The following is a 20,014-nucleotide window of genomic DNA, read 5'->3' as shown; positions in this document are numbered from 1 at the left end:
CTTTAATTGCGCATCAACCGTCGGCAGATACGCAAACAGTGCACAAGGGCAGCCAGGTGCATGTAGGCGGTTGCGCTGTGAGTGCGTCGTGTTATCATCAGGGTAGACCGGTTACATCCCCTAACAAGCTGTTTAAAGAGAAACTCTATCATGACGGACAAATTGACCTCCCTTCGTCAGTTCACCACCGTAGTGGCTGATACCGGAGATATCGCGGCAATGAAACTGTATCAGCCGCAGGATGCTACAACTAACCCTTCTCTCATTCTTAACGCAGCGCAAATCCCGGAATATCGTAAGCTGATTGACGATGCTGTCGCCTGGGCGAAACAGCAGAGCAGCGACCGCGCGCAGCAGGTTGTTGACGCGACCGATAAGCTGGCGGTGAATATTGGCCTGGAGATCCTGAAGCTGGTGCCGGGGCGTATTTCTACCGAAGTTGACGCGCGTCTGTCTTATGACACTGAAGCGTCTATCGCCAAAGCAAAACGTATCATTAAACTCTACAATGATGCGGGTATCAGCAACGATCGTATCCTGATCAAGCTGGCGTCCACCTGGCAGGGCATTCGCGCAGCCGAACAGCTGGAAAAAGAAGGCATCAACTGTAACCTGACGCTGCTGTTCTCCTTCGCGCAGGCGCGTGCGTGCGCCGAAGCGGGCGTCTACCTGATCTCGCCGTTCGTAGGTCGTATTCTTGACTGGTATAAAGCCAATACCGACAAGAAAGACTATGCGCCAGCTGAAGATCCGGGCGTGGTTTCCGTAACGGAAATCTACGAGTACTACAAACAGCATGGTTACGAAACCGTCGTTATGGGCGCAAGCTTCCGTAACGTAGGCGAAATTCTGGAGCTGGCGGGCTGCGACCGTCTGACTATCGCGCCGGCATTGCTGAAAGAACTGGCGGAAAGCGAAGGGGCGATTGAGCGTAAGCTCTCTTTCTCCGGCGAAGTCAAAGCGCGTCCGGAACGCATTACCGAAGCCGAGTTCCTGTGGCAGCATCACCAGGATCCGATGGCGGTTGACAAACTGGCGGATGGTATCCGTAAGTTTGCGGTAGACCAGGAAAAACTGGAAAAAATGATCGGCGATCTGCTGTAATCATTAACGCGTGGCCCTGATATGGGTCACGCTACCTCTTCTGAAACCTGTCTGTCCTTCCCTTCGCAGTGTATCATTCTGTTTAACGAGACTGTTTTAACGGAATAATTATGGATACCTTACGTATTGGCTTAGTTTCTATCTCCGACCGCGCTTCAAGCGGCGTTTACCAGGATAAAGGCATTCCTGCGCTTGAGGAGTGGCTCGCTTCTGCACTGACCACGCCTTTCGAGGTCCAACGGCGCTTAATTCCTGATGAACAGGAAATTATCGAGCAAACGTTGTGTGAACTGGTCGATGAGATGAGCTGTCATCTGGTGCTGACCACTGGCGGTACCGGTCCGGCACGTCGCGACGTCACGCCGGACGCGACCCTTGCCATCGCTGACCGTGAAATGCCTGGTTTTGGCGAGCAGATGCGCCAGATCAGCCTGCGCTTTGTGCCGACAGCCATTCTTTCCCGCCAGGTGGGCGTTATCCGTAAACAGGCGTTAATTCTTAATCTGCCTGGACAGCCAAAATCGATCAAAGAAACGCTGGAAGGCGTAAAAGCGGACGATGGCAGCGTTAGCGTGCCGGGCATTTTTGCGAGCGTGCCGTATTGCATACAGCTGCTTGACGGGCCGTATGTCGAAACCGCGCCGGAAGTGGTTGCCGCTTTCCGTCCGAAGAGCGCCAGACGTGAGAATATGTCATCCTGACCGGAAGATACTGATAGTAGGGTTATTCCTCCCGGTGCGGGAGGAATAAAAGAGATTTAGTGCGCTTCGCCGATTGGCAGAATAGTGCGGCCAAATTGCTCGTTTAGCACTTCACCCATCGCCAGATAAATAGCGCTGGCACCGCAAACCAGACCAACCCAGCCTGCGATATGGATAATTGCTTCGTTACCGGTGATATTGCCGACCGCCAGCAGAGCGAACAGTACGGTCAGGCTCAGGAAAACAAATTGCAGCGCGCGGGCGGCTTTCAGCGTACCAAAGAACATAAACAGCGTGAACACGCCCCACAGACCTAAATAAGCGCCGAGTAGCTGAGCGTCAGGCGCATCCGTCAGGCCCATTTTCGGCATCAGCAGGATAGCGACCAGCGTCAGCCAGAACGAACCGTAAGAGGTAAAGGCCGTTAAACCAAAGGTATTGCCTTTTTTGTACTCCAGCAGACCGGCAAAAATTTGCGCGATACCGCCGTAGAAAATCCCCATCGCCAGAATAATACCGTCCAGGGCGAAAAAACCGGCATTGTGCAGGTTAAGCAGAATGGTGGTCATGCCGAAGCCCATCAGGCCCAGCGGTGCCGGATTAGCCAACTTAGTGTTGCCCATAATTCCTCAAAATCATCATAATTGAATGGTGAAATAGTTTCCCAAAATAACGAGTTCCGTATTCGGGGCGCGGCATAATAATCAGGGGGAAGAGGACTGTCTATGATCTAATAAGGGAGAAAAGAAAATATTTCCCCCTGTGAGGGCATTCACGCCTGAACGGCTGCCATCATTCGTCGCAGGCAGGCTATTTGCAACACCGCCGGAATAGTCACGCGATACGCGCTGCCGCTCATCGCTTTGACGCCGTTTAACGCCGCGCCGACCGGGCCGCCAAGACCTGCGCCGCGCAGTAATCCGTGACCCAGGATGCTCATTGCGGCATGGGTACGCAAAATGCGGGTAAGCTGGGTGGAGAGCAGGTGGGAGACCCCTTTTGCCAGACTGCGATCTTTCATGAGCAGCGGCAGCAGTTCTTCCAGTTCAGAAACTTTGGCGTCTACGGCTTGCAGAAATTCCTGCTTATGCGCCGCGTCCATCTTCTGCCAGGTATGACGTAAAAAATGCTCCAGCAGTTGCTGTTCTATTTCAAACGTCGACATGCTTTTATCTGCTTTGAGTTTTAGCCGTTTTGCGACATCCAGCAGAATCGCGCGGTACTGTTTTCCGTGTCCGCGCAATTTGTTGGCGATACTGTCGCCACCGTAATGCTGAAACTCGCCGGCAATGAGCTGCCAGTTACGGCGGTGTTGCTCCGGGTGACCTTCCATCGCTTTGAACAGCTCGTTATGACTAAGGACGCTCGACAAGCGAGCTTTGCCCTTTTCGTTATGCGTCAGCAAACGGGCGAAATCGGCGAGTTGTTCTTCGCTACAATGCTGAAGAAAGTCTAAATCCTCGTCGTGTAAATAGGTGACGTTCATTTTCAGTCTGGCTTTTGGAATAGAAATAACAGCGATTAATCGTCGCCAATGACTTTAAGTCTCGCCATATCGGAAGAATTTACCGTATGACCTGAGAAGGTAATCTTTGATACGCAGCGTTTGTTGTCGTTATCGCTATTAATATTGATCCAGCCCGTCGTCTGGCCCTCTTTGATTGAGGAAGGGACGTTCAGGTTTTGGCTGGCGCTACGCGCAGTTTTAAAATAGACGGATGCGCCGCTAAGTTCGATGTCGCCGTGATCCGCCGTGAGTTGAATGCGCTTCACGATGCGGCAGACGGGAATTTTCAGCGCGAGATCGTTCGTTTCATTTCTGGGCATGGCAATAACACCCAGTATTTTATGGTCGTTCGCGTGCGCGACGCTACTTAACGCCAGGCCGAAAAGCAGGCCGGCGGAAATCGTTAACACAGATCGCATGGAATTTCTCTTTGACGGGTTCAATAAGCAATTACCGTCTATCATACTCTGCTCATGGCAACGATTCAGTTTTGTAATCTTTTCTTTTTATTACAATTTTTCCGTGAATGGTATTCGTTGTTTAATTTATTTCATGAATATTTATCTGTCTGGTTTTCCATCGCGCCCTCTCGTCACTAAAAAATTTTTTCATCTCCCCCTTGATGACGTGGGTTACGACCCCATCTTGTAGTCAACCGCAGTGGTGAGTCTGAAAAAAAACGATTCAGGGTAGTTGAAACCGCACGTTTCGCCCTTATTACAGATTCACAACCACATGATGACCGAATTTTTAGTGGAGACGTTTAGATGGGTAAAATTATTGGTATCGACCTGGGTACTACCAACTCTTGTGTAGCGATTATGGATGGAACGCAGGCACGCGTGCTGGAGAACGCCGAGGGCGATCGCACTACGCCTTCTATCATTGCTTATACCCAGGATGGTGAAACTCTGGTTGGTCAGCCGGCTAAACGTCAGGCAGTGACAAACCCGCAAAACACCCTGTTTGCGATTAAACGCCTGATTGGCCGCCGCTTCCAGGACGAAGAAGTTCAACGTGACGTTTCTATCATGCCGTACAAAATCATCGGCGCTGACAACGGCGACGCATGGCTTGATGTGAAAGGTCAGAAAATGGCGCCGCCGCAGATTTCTGCCGAAGTGCTGAAGAAAATGAAGAAAACGGCTGAAGATTATCTGGGCGAACCGGTAACTGAAGCGGTTATCACCGTACCGGCTTACTTTAACGATGCGCAGCGTCAGGCTACCAAAGATGCTGGTCGTATCGCGGGGCTGGAAGTTAAACGTATCATCAACGAACCGACTGCCGCAGCGCTGGCTTACGGTCTGGATAAAGAAGTCGGCAACCGTACTATCGCGGTTTACGACCTCGGTGGTGGTACTTTCGATATCTCTATTATCGAAATCGACGAAGTTGATGGCGAAAAAACCTTTGAAGTTCTGGCAACCAACGGTGATACCCACCTGGGTGGTGAAGACTTCGATACCCGCCTGATCAACTACCTCGTTGACGAGTTTAAGAAAGATCAGGGCATTGACCTGCGTAACGATCCGCTGGCAATGCAGCGCCTGAAAGAAGCCGCAGAAAAAGCCAAAATCGAGCTGTCTTCTGCGCAGCAGACCGACGTGAACCTGCCGTACATTACCGCAGATGCCACCGGTCCGAAACACATGAACATCAAAGTGACTCGTGCGAAACTGGAAAGCCTGGTTGAAGATCTGGTGAACCGTTCTATCGAGCCGCTGAAAGTCGCACTGCAGGACGCTGGCCTGTCCGTGTCTGATATCAACGACGTGATCCTCGTTGGCGGCCAGACTCGTATGCCAATGGTGCAGAAAAAAGTGGCTGAGTTCTTTGGTAAAGAGCCGCGTAAAGACGTTAACCCGGACGAAGCTGTGGCTATCGGCGCAGCGGTTCAGGGCGGCGTTCTGACCGGCGACGTGAAAGACGTACTGCTGCTGGACGTTACCCCGCTGTCTCTGGGTATCGAAACGATGGGTGGCGTGATGACTCCGCTTATCACCAAAAACACCACCATCCCGACCAAGCACAGCCAGGTGTTCTCTACTGCGGAAGACAACCAGTCTGCGGTAACCATCCATGTGCTGCAGGGTGAGCGTAAACGTGCGTCTGATAACAAATCTCTGGGTCAGTTCAACCTGGATGGTATCAACCCGGCGCCGCGCGGTATGCCGCAGATCGAAGTTACCTTCGATATCGATGCTGACGGTATCCTGCACGTCTCCGCGAAAGATAAAAATAGCGGTAAAGAGCAGAAGATCACCATCAAGGCATCTTCTGGTCTGAACGAGGAAGAAATTCAGAAAATGGTTCGCGATGCAGAAGCGAACGCTGAATCCGACCGTAAGTTCGAAGAGCTGGTTCAGACCCGTAACCAGGGCGACCATCTGCTGCACAGCACCCGTAAGCAGGTTGAAGAAGCAGGCGATAAACTGCCGGCTGATGACAAAACCGCTATCGAGTCTGCCCTGAGCGCGCTGGAAACTGCCCTGAAAGGCGAAGATAAAGCCGCTATCGAAGCGAAAATGCAGGAACTGGCGCAGGTTTCCCAGAAACTGATGGAAATCGCTCAGCAGCAACATGCGCAGCAGCAGGCTGGCTCCGCTGACGCTTCTGCAAACAACGCGAAAGATGACGACGTTGTCGACGCTGAGTTTGAAGAAGTAAAAGATAAAAAATAATCGCCCTTTGAACGGGTAATTACTGGCACGGGCGAAGAGGTTTCCTCTCCGCCCGTGTATGCATGTTAAGGGCAGATAAAAAGAGATGGCGAAAAGAGATTACTACGAGATTTTAGGCGTTTCCAAAACAGCGGAAGAGCGTGAAATCAAAAAGGCGTATAAGCGCCTGGCCATGAAATATCATCCGGACCGCAATCAGGGTGATAAAGAGGCCGAAGCTAAATTTAAAGAGATTAAAGAAGCCTATGAAGTGCTGACCGATGCGCAAAAACGCGCAGCCTACGATCAGTATGGTCACGCCGCGTTTGAACAAGGCGGTATGGGCGGCGGATTTGGCGGCGGCTTTAATGGCGGCGCTGATTTCAGTGATATTTTTGGTGACGTTTTTGGCGATATCTTTGGCGGCGGGCGTGGTCGCCAACGTGCGGCGCGTGGGGCTGATTTGCGTTATAACATGGATCTCACCCTGGAAGAAGCGGTGCGTGGCGTGACCAAAGAGATCCGTATTCCGACGCTGGAGGAGTGCGACGTTTGCCACGGCAGCGGCGCGAAAGCTGGTACGCAACCGCAAACCTGTCCGACCTGTCATGGTTCTGGTCAGGTACAGATGCGCCAGGGATTCTTTGCTGTACAGCAGACCTGCCCACACTGTCAGGGACGCGGTACGCTGATCAAAGATCCGTGCCATAAATGCCACGGTCATGGGCGTGTTGAAAAGAGTAAAACTCTGTCCGTTAAAATCCCGGCGGGCGTGGATACCGGCGATCGTATTCGTCTGGCAGGCGAGGGCGAAGCGGGCGAGCATGGCGCACCGGCAGGCGACTTGTACGTTCAGGTCCAGGTGAAACAACACCCTATTTTCGAGCGTGAAGGCAATAATCTTTATTGCGAAGTGCCGATCAACTTTGCGATGGCGGCGCTGGGCGGTGAAATTGAAGTGCCGACGTTAGATGGTCGCGTGATGCTGAAAGTACCGAGCGAAACACAAACGGGCAAGTTGTTCCGTATGCGCGGCAAAGGCGTGAAGTCCGTACGCGGTGGCGCGCAGGGCGATTTGCTGTGCCGTGTGGTGGTTGAAACGCCGGTCGGTCTGAGCGAAAAACAGAAGCAATTGCTAAAAGATCTTCAGGAAAGTTTTGGCGGCCCGACGGGAGAGAAAAACAGCCCGCGTTCAAAAAGCTTCTTTGACGGCGTGAAAAAATTCTTTGACGATTTGACTCGCTAATCTTTTTCCCGTTGTATTTTTCTTCAGCCCGGGTGTTTATCCGGGCTTTTTTCTGCCTGTACGCGCCCAGGCCTCTGTTAAACGCATCGTATCCTCTCATTTGTTGATATTTTGTTTTTACTGATAAACAAATTGATGTTAATCAGCAGTTTTGTATACGCTTATTCTTTAAAAAAACGTGATGTGATGACATTAACGATTGCTTTTTTAGATGCTGTGAATTGATTTATCTTGAGTATTATCTATATTGCTTTTTTTAGTTTCCGGAGGCAGACAGCGAATGGGATCGAAAGGTGCCAACAAGAGCTTTGATTATAATTTAATCAAAATTCTTGACGCTGTTATTTTGTCAGGAAATGCGGCTATGGCGGCAAAAAAGCTAGGCATTACACCGGCTGCCGTCTCTATGGCGTTAAAGCGCCTGCAGAGTTATTACCCGGAAGAACTGTTTAGCAGAGGGAAAGGCGGGCTCATCCCCACAGCTAAGGCTGTCGACATTCACCAAAATTTCAGTCAGGTGATGAAACTGGTGGATGACACATTTCTCTGTAATAGCAAAAAAGATGAAGCGTTCCAGATAACGTTATTAGGCAGTGATATTGTTGAAAGCTATTATCTTTCTCAGCTCTATAACAGCGATATTTTTGACCGTATTTTGATAAATCATTTCTCTGTCAGAAATATGAATCGGGAGCGTATCAGCGAACTTCTGTTTACTGCGCAAGGCGATCTGTTGATTGGTGCCGAACCTTTGCTGGAGTCCGGCATAGAGAATCAAATTATTGATAGTTTTAAATCATTTGTTTGTATCTGTAGCAGTAAACACATGCTGAGTACCCTCTCACAGCTATCGCTACATCATTTTTATTCTTCGCGTCATGCGTTATATCAGCCGGGGATGGGGGCTTCAGTGATATATCATGATAGCGAGTTATTTAAGGATGAGCTTTACTATACTGGCAGGCGTATTGTCGGCTATCGCAGTGATTCGCTTAACGGTTTGATGAGCATGATCGAACGAACCTCATTGATTGCATTGATGCCTTTGAAATTAGCGCTTTTTTATAAAAATCATCGTAAATATGACATTAAATTTATTCAGCCTCCGCCCGAACTGGCTTTGAAGTCAGTTCAGGTCTATGCATCCTGGAATAAAAATAGTAGAAATATATCGACGATTAATGAGATGGTAAGTATGTTACAAACGCTTTCCTCCTTCCGTCGCTAATACACCTCATTTTTACTCTTTGATTTAATATGGTTTTAAATGATGTGCTTTGATTTTTACCCTTCTGACAGGGCGCTTACACTCCTTGTGTTAATTATTCATTTATAATGATTTCGGAGTGTTAAAATGTCTATTCCCAACCATGTGTCGACAACAGAAGTTGTGCTATTGGAGCTAGAGATCTTACTCACTATTATTTCGATTGGCGCGTGGGGAGGCTTTGTCAGCTATCTTTTACGCAAAGATAAGACAGAATATAATAGTTCTCATGAAAGTATAAAATATTGCTTAACGCAGATCGTGATTTCCTGCTTCACCAGTTTCTTGTTAAGCGCGATTGCAATCGAAAAAGAATGCAGTTTCAACATTGTTCTGTTGGCGGCAGGCTTAGGCGGTGTTTTCGCGAGTCCGATCTTAAAAATTCTTGGGCGGCGGATTAAAAAAATTATCGAAGGAAATAATTCAGATTAATTATCATTCGCAGTATCAGGCTCATCCGTGAGCCTTTTACGCGTCTTTTTTCAGCCGGGTCTAGGTCACTCTATTCTTGATCCAGCCATAAATAAATTGTTCGTTATTGTGGTTTTTTTCAGCAACGTTTAAGTAGTACGTGCCCTGACTGCAATTGAGGGCTTTCACCAAAACGGCTTCCCCTTCCTGGCCTCGCCAGGCCAAATAATGTTCGAGAGCGGCAAGCGTCCGCGGGCCAATATTGCCATCCACATGAATATCCGGGTAGCGTTTACCTTCGTGATTAAAGACGTTCAACCAGCGTTGCAGCCACGCGCTGGGGTGGTAAGCGCCTATGTTGACTGCCGCATCGCACAGCTCGAAGGAGACTGGCCACGATAGCGTCGAGATGACATCAAAGCCTGGTTTTATCCAGTAATCCTCTTCGAGAATCGCGTAGGCTTCAGCGCGGGTCAGATCCCGCATATCGCCAGCGTAGCCATGCGCTCGCGCCGTGGCTTCGGTAATGCCCCAATGGGTGGCGCCGCCTTTATCTTTAGGGTTAAATACGTAACCGCCTTCAAGCGCAATAATTCCATCTATAATTGGATTCATCTTCCCTTTCCTTCGCTTAGTGAATATGCAGATACATGAGAGAACCTAACGTTACTGAAAATACGGTCGTCAGGGCGGCGATGGTTTGCCGTACAATCTGTTTTTTTCTTCCCTTTGTTTCGCTATCCGTCGCGATAATGGCGATATCACTATTAACTTTGAGGCCTTGTCTTGGAATGGTAATAAAAAGATCGTTAATACCAAGCGCTTTAAGGTCACGTCTGATTAAATAGAGAATCTGCGTTAGATTTGCATCATTAACATAGTGGCTTCGACTTCCCCATAACGCGGTGGTTATTTTTTGTCGCTCGATAATCTCCAGATGAGCATTCTCGATGATGAAACTGAGACATTTGGCTCTCATCGCAGTCATTTTAATAACCTGTGAATTTGAGACCGTCCTCAGTTCATATTTACCTTCATTGTAAATGCAGTTGCTATTAATGATATAAGTTTTCATAACGTCTTCCTTTAGAAATGTACATCCTGGTTGTCTGTGGTGACTATATTGTATGAGAAATGTCTTAATCCAATAAATGTCACTGGTTTTATTGTATTGTCATTGTCTATAGCGAGTGTAATCACATTATTTCATTGTAATTAAATGATATTTAATTACATGATAAATGATATTTACTATGTTCTCACCAGAACGGACTAAGCGGGCGCTGAGAGGTGTTGTTTTCTCTTCGGTAGACGGTGTTGTTAACCTCATTTTTATGATTTTTATATCATCTAAAAAGATGATGTTTTGTGATTAGCTATTTTTTATGCCTGTAACGATTATGGACCCCGCAGAACGAGCTGCGACAATTTTGAAACGTAAAAGGAAATTTGAAAATGGCTACAAGCAAACTGATTCAAGGCGATACAATTACTGAAACTACTCATGCAGCGAATGGTTTTAACCCTGCAACAAGCGATGATAAAATAAGCTATACTTCCGCTCGTGTTGCGAAACCGGTATACAATAAATATAAAAATTCCACGACTAAACCGAAGGTATTCGGTTATTACACCGACTGGTCACAGTATGACAGCCGTCTGCAAGGCAATATGTCCCAACCGGGCCGTGGTTATGATTTAACCAACGTTTCACCGACGGCTTATGACAAACTGATTTTCGGCTTTGTTGGCATCACCGGTTTCAGAAAAATTGATAAAGAAAACCGCGATGTCGTAGCAGAAGCGGCAGCACAGTGCGGCAAAGTGAAATATGAGCCGACCTTCCTCGATCCGTGGGGCGATTTCCAGTCTTATATCAACCTGGGTTTTGAAACCAGCGGCTGGGATGTTGATCCGAAAACCGTGACCCAGGCTAACGCCAAAGGTATGCTGGGTGCGCTGCGTGATATGCAGGCAAAAGCGAAAGCCGCAGGTCACACGCTGGCGCTCTCCATGAGTATCGGTGGCTGGAGCATGAGTAACGGGTTCCACGAAACCGCCGCTTCTGACTCTTCTCGTAAAATCTTCGCCAAAGGAGTGGTGAAACTGTTCAAACAGTTCCCGATGTTCAGCGAAGTGGATATTGACTGGGAATACCCGAACGATGAAGGGGCGGGCAACCCGTTTGGTCCGGAAGATGGCGCTAACTACGCGCTGCTGATTGCCGAACTGCGCAAACAGCTGGATTCCGCTGGTCTGAGCAATGTGAAGATCTCTATCGCTGCTTCCGCGGTGACCACGATTTTTGATCACGCTAAAGTAAAAGATCTGCTGGCTGCCGGCCTGTATGGCATCAACCTGATGACCTATGATTTCTTCGGTACGCCGTGGGCGGAAACGCTGGGCCACCACACCAACCGCAGTTAATCACCCGGCTACTGGCGGGGCATCATTATACGGTCAATCTGCAGCCTGCGATGATTAATAACCGCTTTATATCGGCACCCATACAGCTTACGGGTTTTATCCCTGCCGCGGCACAGGTTGCCGAGGTTGCTGTCGCTTACCAGCAGGCAGCGATCGACACGGCGAGTTTCGTGACGGTGGATGCCACTCTACTGGGCCTGCCTGATAGCGTCGCGCCGCAGCGTTATCTGTTCAGCAGCGGTAAATATCAATACTCATTAATGCTGGAGAGCGGCAGCGATCGGCAGACGTTGGCATTACGCTTTGCGCCCGGGCTGTATGATGTTCAGACGGACGATATTTTCATCGACAGCGTGCCGTGGCGTTGTGAACAGGCCGGGCCGCTACGGTTATTGCAAAAGGTCAACCATGTGGCGCTGGAGTTTCTGCCCGGCGTGACGCTACAGGTAAAAGGTTGGCCTGATTACCTTGCTCATGGCGGCGTGACGGTTAACGCGCCAGAGACGGTTTCTCTTTATCGCGATATACCGTTTAGCGCGTTGTTTAAATACGATGGTTTTGACGGCGGCGGCGATCCGGTTCCGGCCGCGGAGGTTGACGTGAACGGGGATGGTTTTCTGGATTACGCGACGTTACCGATCCATAAAACCGTTGCGCTGGTGCGCCAGATAGAAAAAGAAGCCGGGCGTAGCGTCATGCCGGTAATGGTTATTTATACCGCGAATGCCAGCGGCGGTAGCGCCCTGGCGGATTTACAGGATGCGCAAAAGCTACGTAACCATTTTGGTAACTTTATTACCCAGTGTCTGGCGGCGCAGTCATACAAAGATGAGACGCATCCTGTCCCGGCCACCTTTGTGCTTAACCCGGATTTTCTCGGGGCGCTACAGCAAGGACCGTATGGCTATACCGTAGTACGGCAAAAAAACAGTGTGCCGGTGAATGCCCAACTGGCGACGGCGATACAAGCATTACTGGCGATGGCTGGCTTTATCGCGCCTTCGTTGCCGACGTTTAGCGACGATCTCTACGGCTATATTCAGGCGGTGAACTATCTTGTTCGTCAGTTTGCCCCGGACGTGGCTTTTGGCTGGCAGACGAATGTCTGGGCGACAGGAACGGCGGACTGGGTGCTGCGCGATACCGCTGATCCGGTAGCTGAAGGGCAGGCGATCGCCGAATTTATTCATGAACTGGGCGTTTACAGCGGAGAATATGCGCCGGACTTTATTGCGTTTGATAAATTTGAGCGTGACTGTTTCAGTCCTGATGCGCTTGCCCACTATGGCTGGAATGCGACATGCTGGCTTAATTACCTGGCGATGGTCAAACAGGTGACGAAAGCGCTGCTGACGCCCGCCATGCTGTGGCAAATCCCAGGCGGCCATATGCCTACAGTAGAAGAGGGCGTCAGTAAAATCAGCGCTGCGCACTTTGCATCCGGCGGAACCTTTTTTATGGGGGACGCCCGCATTGGCAGCGATCCTGACACGCTCTCTTTGCAGCTACTCAATACGGCCTTAAATAGCGCGACTTACGGCGTCCCGACCGTCGGCGACTTTTTACGTAAAGATAAAGGGTATGACTGGGGCCAGATGCAGGCGCTGAACCTACCGGACTTTAACGTCTTTTCGATCTTATGGGGCGGTGGTTCTACTATCAGTATTACGACAATCCATTCTAACGGTGAAGACGGCGGCTGGCTGGCGGATAAAATGGTAGAGTATTATGCTGCTCCACGCTATTTCAGATAATATCACTGATTATTTGCATTAATCTGGACTATTAGTTTGAGATTCGAAGGCGCGCTCTTTCGAATCTCTTTTCTTGCGCCCCCTGACCTCCCATTCTTTATGCGTAATTCGTTATTAATTTTCTGTAATCATTTTGTATTAAGAATTGTCTTAATCTTAAAAATATTGCGTATTAGTGCCTTGTGAATACAGAAATACTGCATAGCGATGTTATTTATTATTAATTTAAGTACTTTTTGAGAGGTTATACTGTGGCGCTACATTGAGTAGATAACCGTTAATGAAAAAATGATGAACGACGCTTTTGCTAAAGATAATAATGAGAATTCATTACACTCTTTTCTTTTTTCTCAGCAGGCTAAACCTCACGCGGCGATTGATGCCTTATTTTCGGCATTGTTGCCATTTGGTCAACCGTTTACGCTGGGTATCGGCGATGAGTTTTATTTACAGGCAAATGATGAACACTACATTGTATTACTGGAGTCTGGCGTTGTTTCTTTCTGTCATAATGACAAACGACTCCATATATCTTCATCGTTTGCGCCATCGGTCGTGGGTATGGTTGACAGCTATGGCGCTACCTATAATGTCCCCGCGCGACCGGAACACTTTTTGCTCGCAGAAACGGTTTGTACCGGTAGATTTGTTCGCCTGCCGGATTTTATAAAAATCGCCGATGAATGCGATTTATGGCACGACGTGGCCCGTTGTCTGGCTTACCGTCTGATGGTGATGAGCGCGCGCGATCGTGAATTAGTCGGCGTCGATTCTTATCTGAAAGTTCGGGCGCTGCTGACTGAAATCTGGGCTTATCCACAGGCCTACCGGGAAAGCATTATCGTGTTGAATTTTATTCAACGACGTACCGGGATATCGCGCAGTCGGACCATGAAGATTCTGTCTGAACTAAAAAAAGGCGGGTATATCCATATTGATAATGGGCGGCTGACGGCGCTCGGAAAACTGCCAGTGGCGTATTAATGTACTATATGCAACGATATATTTACATATCTCGACTGAATTTGCCTGTTATCGTTAATAGAATGTTTTATTGAAGGTTGTTATGAAGGCTATTTTTAAAAAGTCAATACTGCTAAAGGAGATAGGCCGAACGACTGGTGTAAAGTTAATATAAAACAATAAGTTATGCTTAGTCCTATAAAACCAAATGTCGATGATTGCAACTTGCCGTTGGCTTGCTAATAATTAATAACATCGTTATCTCATTATAACGTAAAGATTAACTCACGACGTTGAGTGGCTGTTTTATTGCTTCTGACATTTATATCAGAACAAGAAGACACTTTTTTTCGCATAAGAAAAAGTCGTGATATTGCTGTGAAAAAATATCAGCAGCCGTTTCGTTAAAAAAATCTGATTACCCTCATTTTTATATTTAAAAGGAGCTTGAATGAAAAAGCCTGTACTAGCATTAATGGTCTCTGCAATTGCCTTTGGCGGAATGTTGTCCACCGCGCAAGCGGATACTACAACCGTCACTGGCGGTACGGTAAATTTTGTCGGACAGGTCGTTGACGCCGCCTGTTCTGTTTCCGCTGACTCTGTCGATCAGACCGTGACATTAGGCCAGGTTCGCGCCAGTAAATTAACCGAGGCCGGTATGGTGGCGAATCAAAAAGAAGATTTCACCATTAAACTGGAAGACTGCGATACTCAGACCAGCCAGAATGCGGCGGTGATTTTTAATGGCCAGCAGGACGCAAACCAGCCGGGTTCGCTGGCGAATACCGCTGGGGCAGGTTCGGCGACGAATGTGGCATTACAACTTTATGGACCAGATGGCCAGGCGCTGAATATCGGTGAATCGTCCAGTACTGTTACCTTGAACGATGGCGAAAACGTTATTCCGCTTAGCGTGGATTATATCGCTACCGGTACGGCGACTGCCGGTAATGTTACCGCGACGGCGACATTTAGCATGGTTTATTCCTGATTCCTTATCGGGATTTTTTTCTCGTCTGTTGGGAGGCGAGAAAGGGGAGTTACGCGCGTCACTGCGCGTAACAAACCGACGGCATCAGGATATTACGCAGATGAAAAAAAACGTACCGATTTTCCTTCGATTATTGCTACTGCTGTCGGCGGCCGGCCTGTCGTTTGCCGCGCAGGCGGGAGGCATTGCGCTGGGCGCGACCAGGGTGATTTATCCGCAGGGAAGTAAGCAAACCTCCTTGCCGATTATTAATTCTTCTGCCAGCAATGTTTTTTTAATTCAGTCATGGGTCGCCAATGCCGATGGTTCACGCTCGACGGATTTTATCATCACGCCGCCTCTCTTTGTGATCCAGCCTAAAAAAGAAAATATATTACGTATTATGTATGTCGGGCCGTCATTACCGACCGATCGCGAAAGCGTATTTTATTTAAACAGTAAAGCGATACCCTCTGTCGATAAAAATAAATTGACCGGCAACTCCCTGCAAATTGCGACGCAAAGCGTGATTAAGCTATTTATCCGCCCGAAAAATCTGGCGGAGGCGCCAGCTCATGCCCCGTCGACGCTTCGCTGCCGTAACGAGCGCGGCCAGCTAACGATTACTAACCCTTCGCCGTACTACGTTTCGATGGTTGAACTGTACAGCGCGGGGAAAAAACTGCCGAATACTATGGTACCGCCGAAAGGCGCGATCACTCTCCCAGCGACGCCCGGCCAGGTATCTTTGCGCACGGTAAACGATTTTGGCGCAACGACGCCAGCACGCGTTTGTCCAGCTTCATGATGTTATGCGTAATCAGCTTTTCATGACGCGATATTACTCCAGCGTAGCTAAACCCGTATTAACCCCGCTGGCGTTGGCTATCGCACTGGCGCCTGCGCCGGGGTGGGCGGAAAACTATTTCAACCCGGCATTTCTGTCTGACGACCCGTCTGCGGTGGCCGACTTATCGACCTTTTCCCGTAATGCCCAGGCGGCGGGAATGTATCGCGTTGACGTTTACCTGAACAATACGTTTCTCGCGACCAGAGACATAGCCTTCCAGGCGGTGAAAACGACGGGAAAAAGCGCGCCCACCGATGACAGCGGATTACGCGCCTGCCTGACGCCTGAAATGCTTAAAAATATGGGGGTAAACACCGGGGCGTTTCCACTGTTGGCGAAGGCGGCGGCGGGAAGTTGCCCGGATCTCGCCAGTGCGATACCGGCCGCCCGGACCCGCTTTGATTTTGCGCAGCAACGTCTCGACATTAGCATCCCGCAGGCGGCGATGGTTGCCAGCGCCAGAGGCTATATCCCACCGCAATACTGGGATGAAGGTATTAACGCGTTGCTATTGAATTACACCTTTACCGGCGCGAATAGTCAGGATCGGAGCCCAGGCGGCAGTGCGGAGAACAGCTATTTTCTTGGATTGAATAGCGGCCTTAATCTGGGGGCCTGGCGGTTACGCGACTACTCCACATGGAACGCGAATAGCGGCGACCAGAATAGCGACAGCGACTGGCAGCACATCAGTACCTATCTGGAACGTGATGTGGTCTTTTTGCAGGGAGAACTGACGGCAGGCGATAGTTATACCCCCTCCGCATTATTCGATAGCCTTCCTTTTCGCGGGCTACAACTGGCGTCTGACGACAATATGTTGCCAGACAGCATGAAGGGCTTCGCGCCGACCATTCACGGCATTGCCAGAAGCAACGCGCAAGTGACCATTCGGCAAAACGGCTACATCATCAATCAGCGCTATGTGCCGCCCGGGGCATTTACTATTAATGATCTCTATCCTACCGCCGCCAGCGGCGATTTGACTGTGGAAGTCAAAGAGTCCGACGGTTCTATTAATCGCTATAACGTGCCCTATTCCGCCGTGCCGATTCTACAACGAGAAGGGCGGCTGAAGTATGCGGCGACGGTGGCGGAGTATCGTAGCGATAGTAGTCAAAAAGAGAAGGTGAAATTCAGTCAGGCGACCTTGATATGGGGGTTACCGCATGGTTTTACGCTGTATGGCGGAACACAACTTTCCAGTCATTATCACGCGCTGGCGATCGGCAGCGGCGCAAATCTGGGCGACTGGGGCGCGGTGTCGCTGGATGTCACCCAGGCTACCAGTACGCTGGCGGATAATAACACCTACCAGGGGCAATCGCTGCGTTTCCTGTATGCCAAATCGCTTGCACAGTCAGGAACCAATTTACAGCTTATGGGCTATCGCTATTCAACCTCGGGCTTTTATACGCTGGATGATACCACGTGGAAACGGATGAGCGGCTATGACGATGACAGTCGGACTGACAGCGATAAAAGCAGGCCGGAATGGGCGGATTATTACAATCTTTATTATACCAGGAGGGGGAAAGTACAACTCGATATCAATCAACAGCTAGGCGGGTTGGGATCGCTTTTTATTACCGGCAGTCAGCAAAGTTACTGGCACACTGATGAAAAGGATTCTTTGTTGCAGGTGGGATACAGCGATACGCTGGCGGGTATTGCATGGAGTGTTTCTTATAACAATAACAAATCCGCAGGCGATGCGGAGCGCGATCAAATTTTCGCGCTGAATATCTCGGTGCCGCTAAGTCAATGGCTGCAACACGATGATGAGGTTACGCGCCATCACAATGTTTACGCTACCTTTAGCACCAGTACGGATAAACAGCATAACGTTACGCAGAATACGGGCCTTAGCGGCACACTGCTGGACGAAAACAATCTTAGTTACAACATACAGCAAGGTTATCAGAATCACGGTATTGGCGAAAGCGGCTCCGCCAGCCTGGAATACGATGGGGCGAAAGGCAACGCCAACATTGGCTATAACGTTAGCGATAACGGCGATTACCAGCAGGTGAATTATGGCCTGAGCGGCGGCTTGGTGGCGCACGCGCATGGAGTGACGCTAAGCCAGCCGCTGGGCAATACCAATATTTTGATTGCCGCGCCGGGCGCAGCCAACGTCGGCGTTGTCGACCAGCCGGGTATTCATACGGACGCGCGTGGCTATGCGGTGGTGCCGTATGCGACAACATATCGCCAAAACCGTATGGCGCTGGACGTTAACGCGATGGCTGATGATGTCGATATTGATGACGCGGTGACTCGCGTTGTGCCGACCGAAGGCGCGCTGGTTCTGGCCCGCTTTAAAGCGCGAGTCGGCGCGCGTGCCCTGGTAACGCTGAATCATAACGGTAAGCCTGTACCCTTTGGCGCAACGGTGACGGTGAATGATCGCCATGCGGAGGCGATTGTTGACGAGGCCGGGGAAGTCTATCTTTCCGGGTTATCAGCGCAAGGCGTTCTGCACGTTCGCTGGGGGAACCTGCCGGATCAACAGTGCGTCGCGTCCTATCATCTCTCTTCCTCCCGTCAGATTCTGAGTCGACAACATGCGGAGTGTCATTAAATGAAAATACCTCTTTTATTTGCTCTGCTGGCGGGAAGTGTCGTATCGCAGTACGCAATCGCAGACGTGTGTAAAAACGTTAACGGTGTACCTTCCAGTATTAATTACGATTTAACGACCACTCTGACGGCAGAACAAAACCAGGTGGGAAAGACGGTTCAACTGGAAAAAAGCCAGGAAGTTAATGTACAGGCGGTGTGTCCCGCCGGCGCGGCGACCAATAGCCAGACTTATCGCTCCTATGTGTCGCAATATCCGGTCGTAGAAACGAGCGGTAACTGGAAATATTTAAAGCTGGACCCGGACTATCTTGAAGGCGGAATGCGAATTGAGGATTCTGCGGTGGGCGATATCTATCCGCCGATGAACAATGTCCTGATGGGATATGATGAAAATGTGAAAGCGGGTCAACCGTTTTACGTTCGTGACTCAAATCTGGAGTTTCAGCTCAAAATTGTTAAACCGTTCGTCGGCACGGTGAATATTAGTCCTAAGACTATGTTCAATGTTTATGTCATGACCGCCGCAGGCGATCCGCTGACAGATGTCGTATACAGCATTCTTTATAGTGGAACGGTGACCGTACCGCAAAGCTGCGAAATCAACGCCGGACAAACGATTCTGGTGAATTTCGGCGCATTGTACAGTGGCAATTTCAACCATGCAGGCCAAAAGCCGGAGGGGGTACGAGCGAAAAAATTTAGCGTACCGGTAAAGTGCAGCGGCCTGGATTCGCAGGTCAATTTAACGATGCGCCTTATCGCTACGCCGGATAGCCACGTTCCCCAGGCTATCGCTTCGGATAATGCGGATGTCGGCGTAGTGGTCGAAACCGATGAAGGAAACGCGCTTATCCCCAATGATGCACAGAGCGTCGCGCCTTTTATCACCGATAGCGCCGGACGCGCTAACATCACATTGCAGGCCTACCCGGTAAGTACAACAGGCGAAACGCCAGCGGAAGGGGCGTTTACCGCGCTGGCCAGCCTGCGAGTGGACTTTGACTAAATGAACAGATCACACTGCGCTCTTTTTGCCATGGGACTGATGCTGTGTCCACAAATCAATGCCAGCGCTGACGACCTCGCTTATAACCTCGAATTTACCGGCACTATTGTGGCGCAAACCTGCGACATAGATATTTCCAGTCTCAGTCAAAGTATTGATTTAGGGCAGTTTGCGGTCGGCGATTTTCCTTCGACGGGAACAACGACAAAATTTAAGCCCTTTAATATCAACCTCAAGAATTGTTCCCGAGGAATTGCCGGGGCGAAGATCTGGTTTACCGGCGAACCCGATCCGGACAATCCCGCGCTACTGGCGATAACCGATACCGGAATGGGAAGCGGAAACATGTTAGCAAGCGGGGTTGGGGTGGAAATTCTGAATGATGATCAGGATACCATCAGTATCAATAATGCCGACTCGGTGGTCTATCCGTTGAAAGCCGGACGCAACACGCTGTCTTTTTATATTCGCTATAAATCGACCCGGCCTACGGTCACGTCCGGGAACGCGACGGCGGTCATGTATTTCGATATGCAGTATGAATGAGGAGCCATCG

17 protein-coding genes and 2 pseudogenes are annotated in these 20,014 nt (G+C 49.6%); 14 read left to right on the top strand and 5 right to left on the bottom strand.

Translation table 11 applies throughout. The features are described 5' to 3' along the window. Positions 1-150 precede the first annotated feature (150 nt). Together tal and mog are read left to right on the top strand one after the other, a co-directional pair. A complete protein-coding gene (gene tal / locus ACLJRE_RS11075) occupies positions 151-1,104 on the top strand; it encodes a transaldolase (RefSeq protein WP_000130175.1) in 954 nt (317 codons plus the stop codon). A gap of 110 nt (positions 1,105-1,214) precedes the next feature. Beyond that, entirely contained in the window at positions 1,215-1,805 is a 591-nt protein-coding gene (gene mog / locus ACLJRE_RS11070) for a molybdopterin adenylyltransferase (RefSeq protein ID WP_000380373.1), read from the top strand. Positions 1,806-1,861: 56 nt separating this feature from the next. Here mog and satP read toward each other — a convergent pair whose 3' ends face one another. From satP to ACLJRE_RS11055, 3 genes are all read right to left on the bottom strand, one after another. Beyond that, on the bottom strand, positions 1,862-2,428 hold the full coding sequence (satP, locus tag ACLJRE_RS11065; protein WP_000528525.1) for an acetate uptake transporter: 567 nt from the start codon (positions 2,426-2,428) through the stop codon (positions 1,862-1,864). A gap of 149 nt (positions 2,429-2,577) precedes the next feature. Beyond that, positions 2,578-3,291 (bottom strand): acidic protein MsyB, encoded by a 714-nt coding sequence (msyB, locus tag ACLJRE_RS11060; RefSeq protein WP_001103477.1) that lies wholly within the window; start codon positions 3,289-3,291, stop codon positions 2,578-2,580. Positions 3,292-3,326: 35 nt separating this feature from the next. Further along, positions 3,327-3,731 (bottom strand): DUF2541 family protein, encoded by a 405-nt coding sequence (locus ACLJRE_RS11055; RefSeq protein WP_001258082.1) that lies wholly within the window; start codon positions 3,729-3,731, stop codon positions 3,327-3,329. A gap of 348 nt (positions 3,732-4,079) precedes the next feature. Here ACLJRE_RS11055 and dnaK point away from each other — a divergent pair, with 348 nt between their 5' ends. The 4 genes from dnaK (at position 4,080) to ACLJRE_RS11035 (ending at position 8,920) form a co-directional block, all read left to right on the top strand. Beyond that, complete coding sequence (gene dnaK / locus ACLJRE_RS11050) at positions 4,080-5,996, top strand: molecular chaperone DnaK (RefSeq protein WP_000516126.1); 1,917 nt, start codon at positions 4,080-4,082, stop codon at positions 5,994-5,996. A gap of 85 nt (positions 5,997-6,081) precedes the next feature. Then, the gene (gene dnaJ / locus ACLJRE_RS11045) at positions 6,082-7,221 is read left to right on the top strand and encodes a molecular chaperone DnaJ (RefSeq protein WP_001119009.1); all 1,140 of its coding nucleotides are present in this window, start codon (positions 6,082-6,084) and stop codon (positions 7,219-7,221) included. Between the two features lie 280 nt (positions 7,222-7,501). Beyond that, entirely contained in the window at positions 7,502-8,449 is a 948-nt protein-coding gene (locus ACLJRE_RS11040) for a LysR family transcriptional regulator (RefSeq protein WP_000534916.1), read from the top strand. A 126-nt stretch (positions 8,450-8,575) separates the two neighbouring features. Continuing rightward, on the top strand, positions 8,576-8,920 hold the full coding sequence (locus ACLJRE_RS11035) for a phage holin family protein (protein WP_000026889.1): 345 nt from the start codon (positions 8,576-8,578) through the stop codon (positions 8,918-8,920). Positions 8,921-8,980: 60 nt separating this feature from the next. Here ACLJRE_RS11035 and ACLJRE_RS11030 read toward each other — a convergent pair whose 3' ends face one another. Beyond that, complete coding sequence (locus tag ACLJRE_RS11030; protein ID WP_001068134.1) at positions 8,981-9,514, bottom strand: glycoside hydrolase family 108 protein; 534 nt, start codon at positions 9,512-9,514, stop codon at positions 8,981-8,983. A 16-nt stretch (positions 9,515-9,530) separates the two neighbouring features. Further along, positions 9,531-9,974, bottom strand: coding sequence for a transcriptional regulator (locus ACLJRE_RS11025; protein ID WP_000860681.1), 444 nt, complete (start codon positions 9,972-9,974; stop codon positions 9,531-9,533). Between the two features lie 380 nt (positions 9,975-10,354). Between ACLJRE_RS11025 and ACLJRE_RS11020 the strand changes: the two are divergent. The 8 genes and pseudogenes from ACLJRE_RS11020 to ACLJRE_RS10985 form a co-directional block, all read left to right on the top strand. Continuing rightward, positions 10,355-11,320, top strand: a pseudogene (locus ACLJRE_RS11020) (glycosyl hydrolase family 18 protein); the annotation flags it as partial. Next, positions 11,311-13,080: pseudogene (locus ACLJRE_RS11015) on the top strand (chitinase); the annotation flags it as partial. The pseudogenes ACLJRE_RS11020 and ACLJRE_RS11015, both read left to right, overlap by 10 nt. Positions 13,081-13,368: 288 nt before the next feature. Continuing rightward, complete coding sequence (locus ACLJRE_RS11010; protein WP_000980522.1) at positions 13,369-14,064, top strand: winged helix-turn-helix transcriptional regulator; 696 nt, start codon at positions 13,369-13,371, stop codon at positions 14,062-14,064. Between the two features lie 430 nt (positions 14,065-14,494). Beyond that, a complete protein-coding gene (locus ACLJRE_RS11005; protein ID WP_000743357.1) occupies positions 14,495-15,037 on the top strand; it encodes a fimbrial protein BcfA in 543 nt (180 codons plus the stop codon). A 100-nt stretch (positions 15,038-15,137) separates the two neighbouring features. Next, positions 15,138-15,824, top strand: a complete 687-nt coding sequence (gene bcfB / locus ACLJRE_RS11000; protein WP_000742551.1) for a fimbrial biogenesis chaperone BcfB — start codon at positions 15,138-15,140, stop codon at positions 15,822-15,824. 4 nt (positions 15,825-15,828) lie between these two features. Then, positions 15,829-18,450, top strand: a complete 2,622-nt coding sequence (gene bcfC / locus ACLJRE_RS10995; protein WP_001245846.1) for a fimbrial usher BcfC — start codon at positions 15,829-15,831, stop codon at positions 18,448-18,450. Beyond that, positions 18,451-19,458, top strand: coding sequence for a fimbrial protein BcfD (locus tag ACLJRE_RS10990; protein WP_000701255.1), 1,008 nt, complete (start codon positions 18,451-18,453; stop codon positions 19,456-19,458). Then, positions 19,459-20,004, top strand: a complete 546-nt coding sequence (locus ACLJRE_RS10985) for a fimbrial protein BcfE (protein ID WP_001082038.1) — start codon at positions 19,459-19,461, stop codon at positions 20,002-20,004. It begins immediately after the preceding gene. The last annotated feature ends 10 nt before the right edge of the window (positions 20,005-20,014 follow it).

This window comes from Salmonella sp. SAL04157, assembly GCF_046551635.1.
In the GTDB taxonomy this organism is placed as follows: domain Bacteria; phylum Pseudomonadota; class Gammaproteobacteria; order Enterobacterales; family Enterobacteriaceae; genus Salmonella; species Salmonella enterica.
This window is presented reverse-complemented; position numbering and strand designations above follow the sequence as displayed.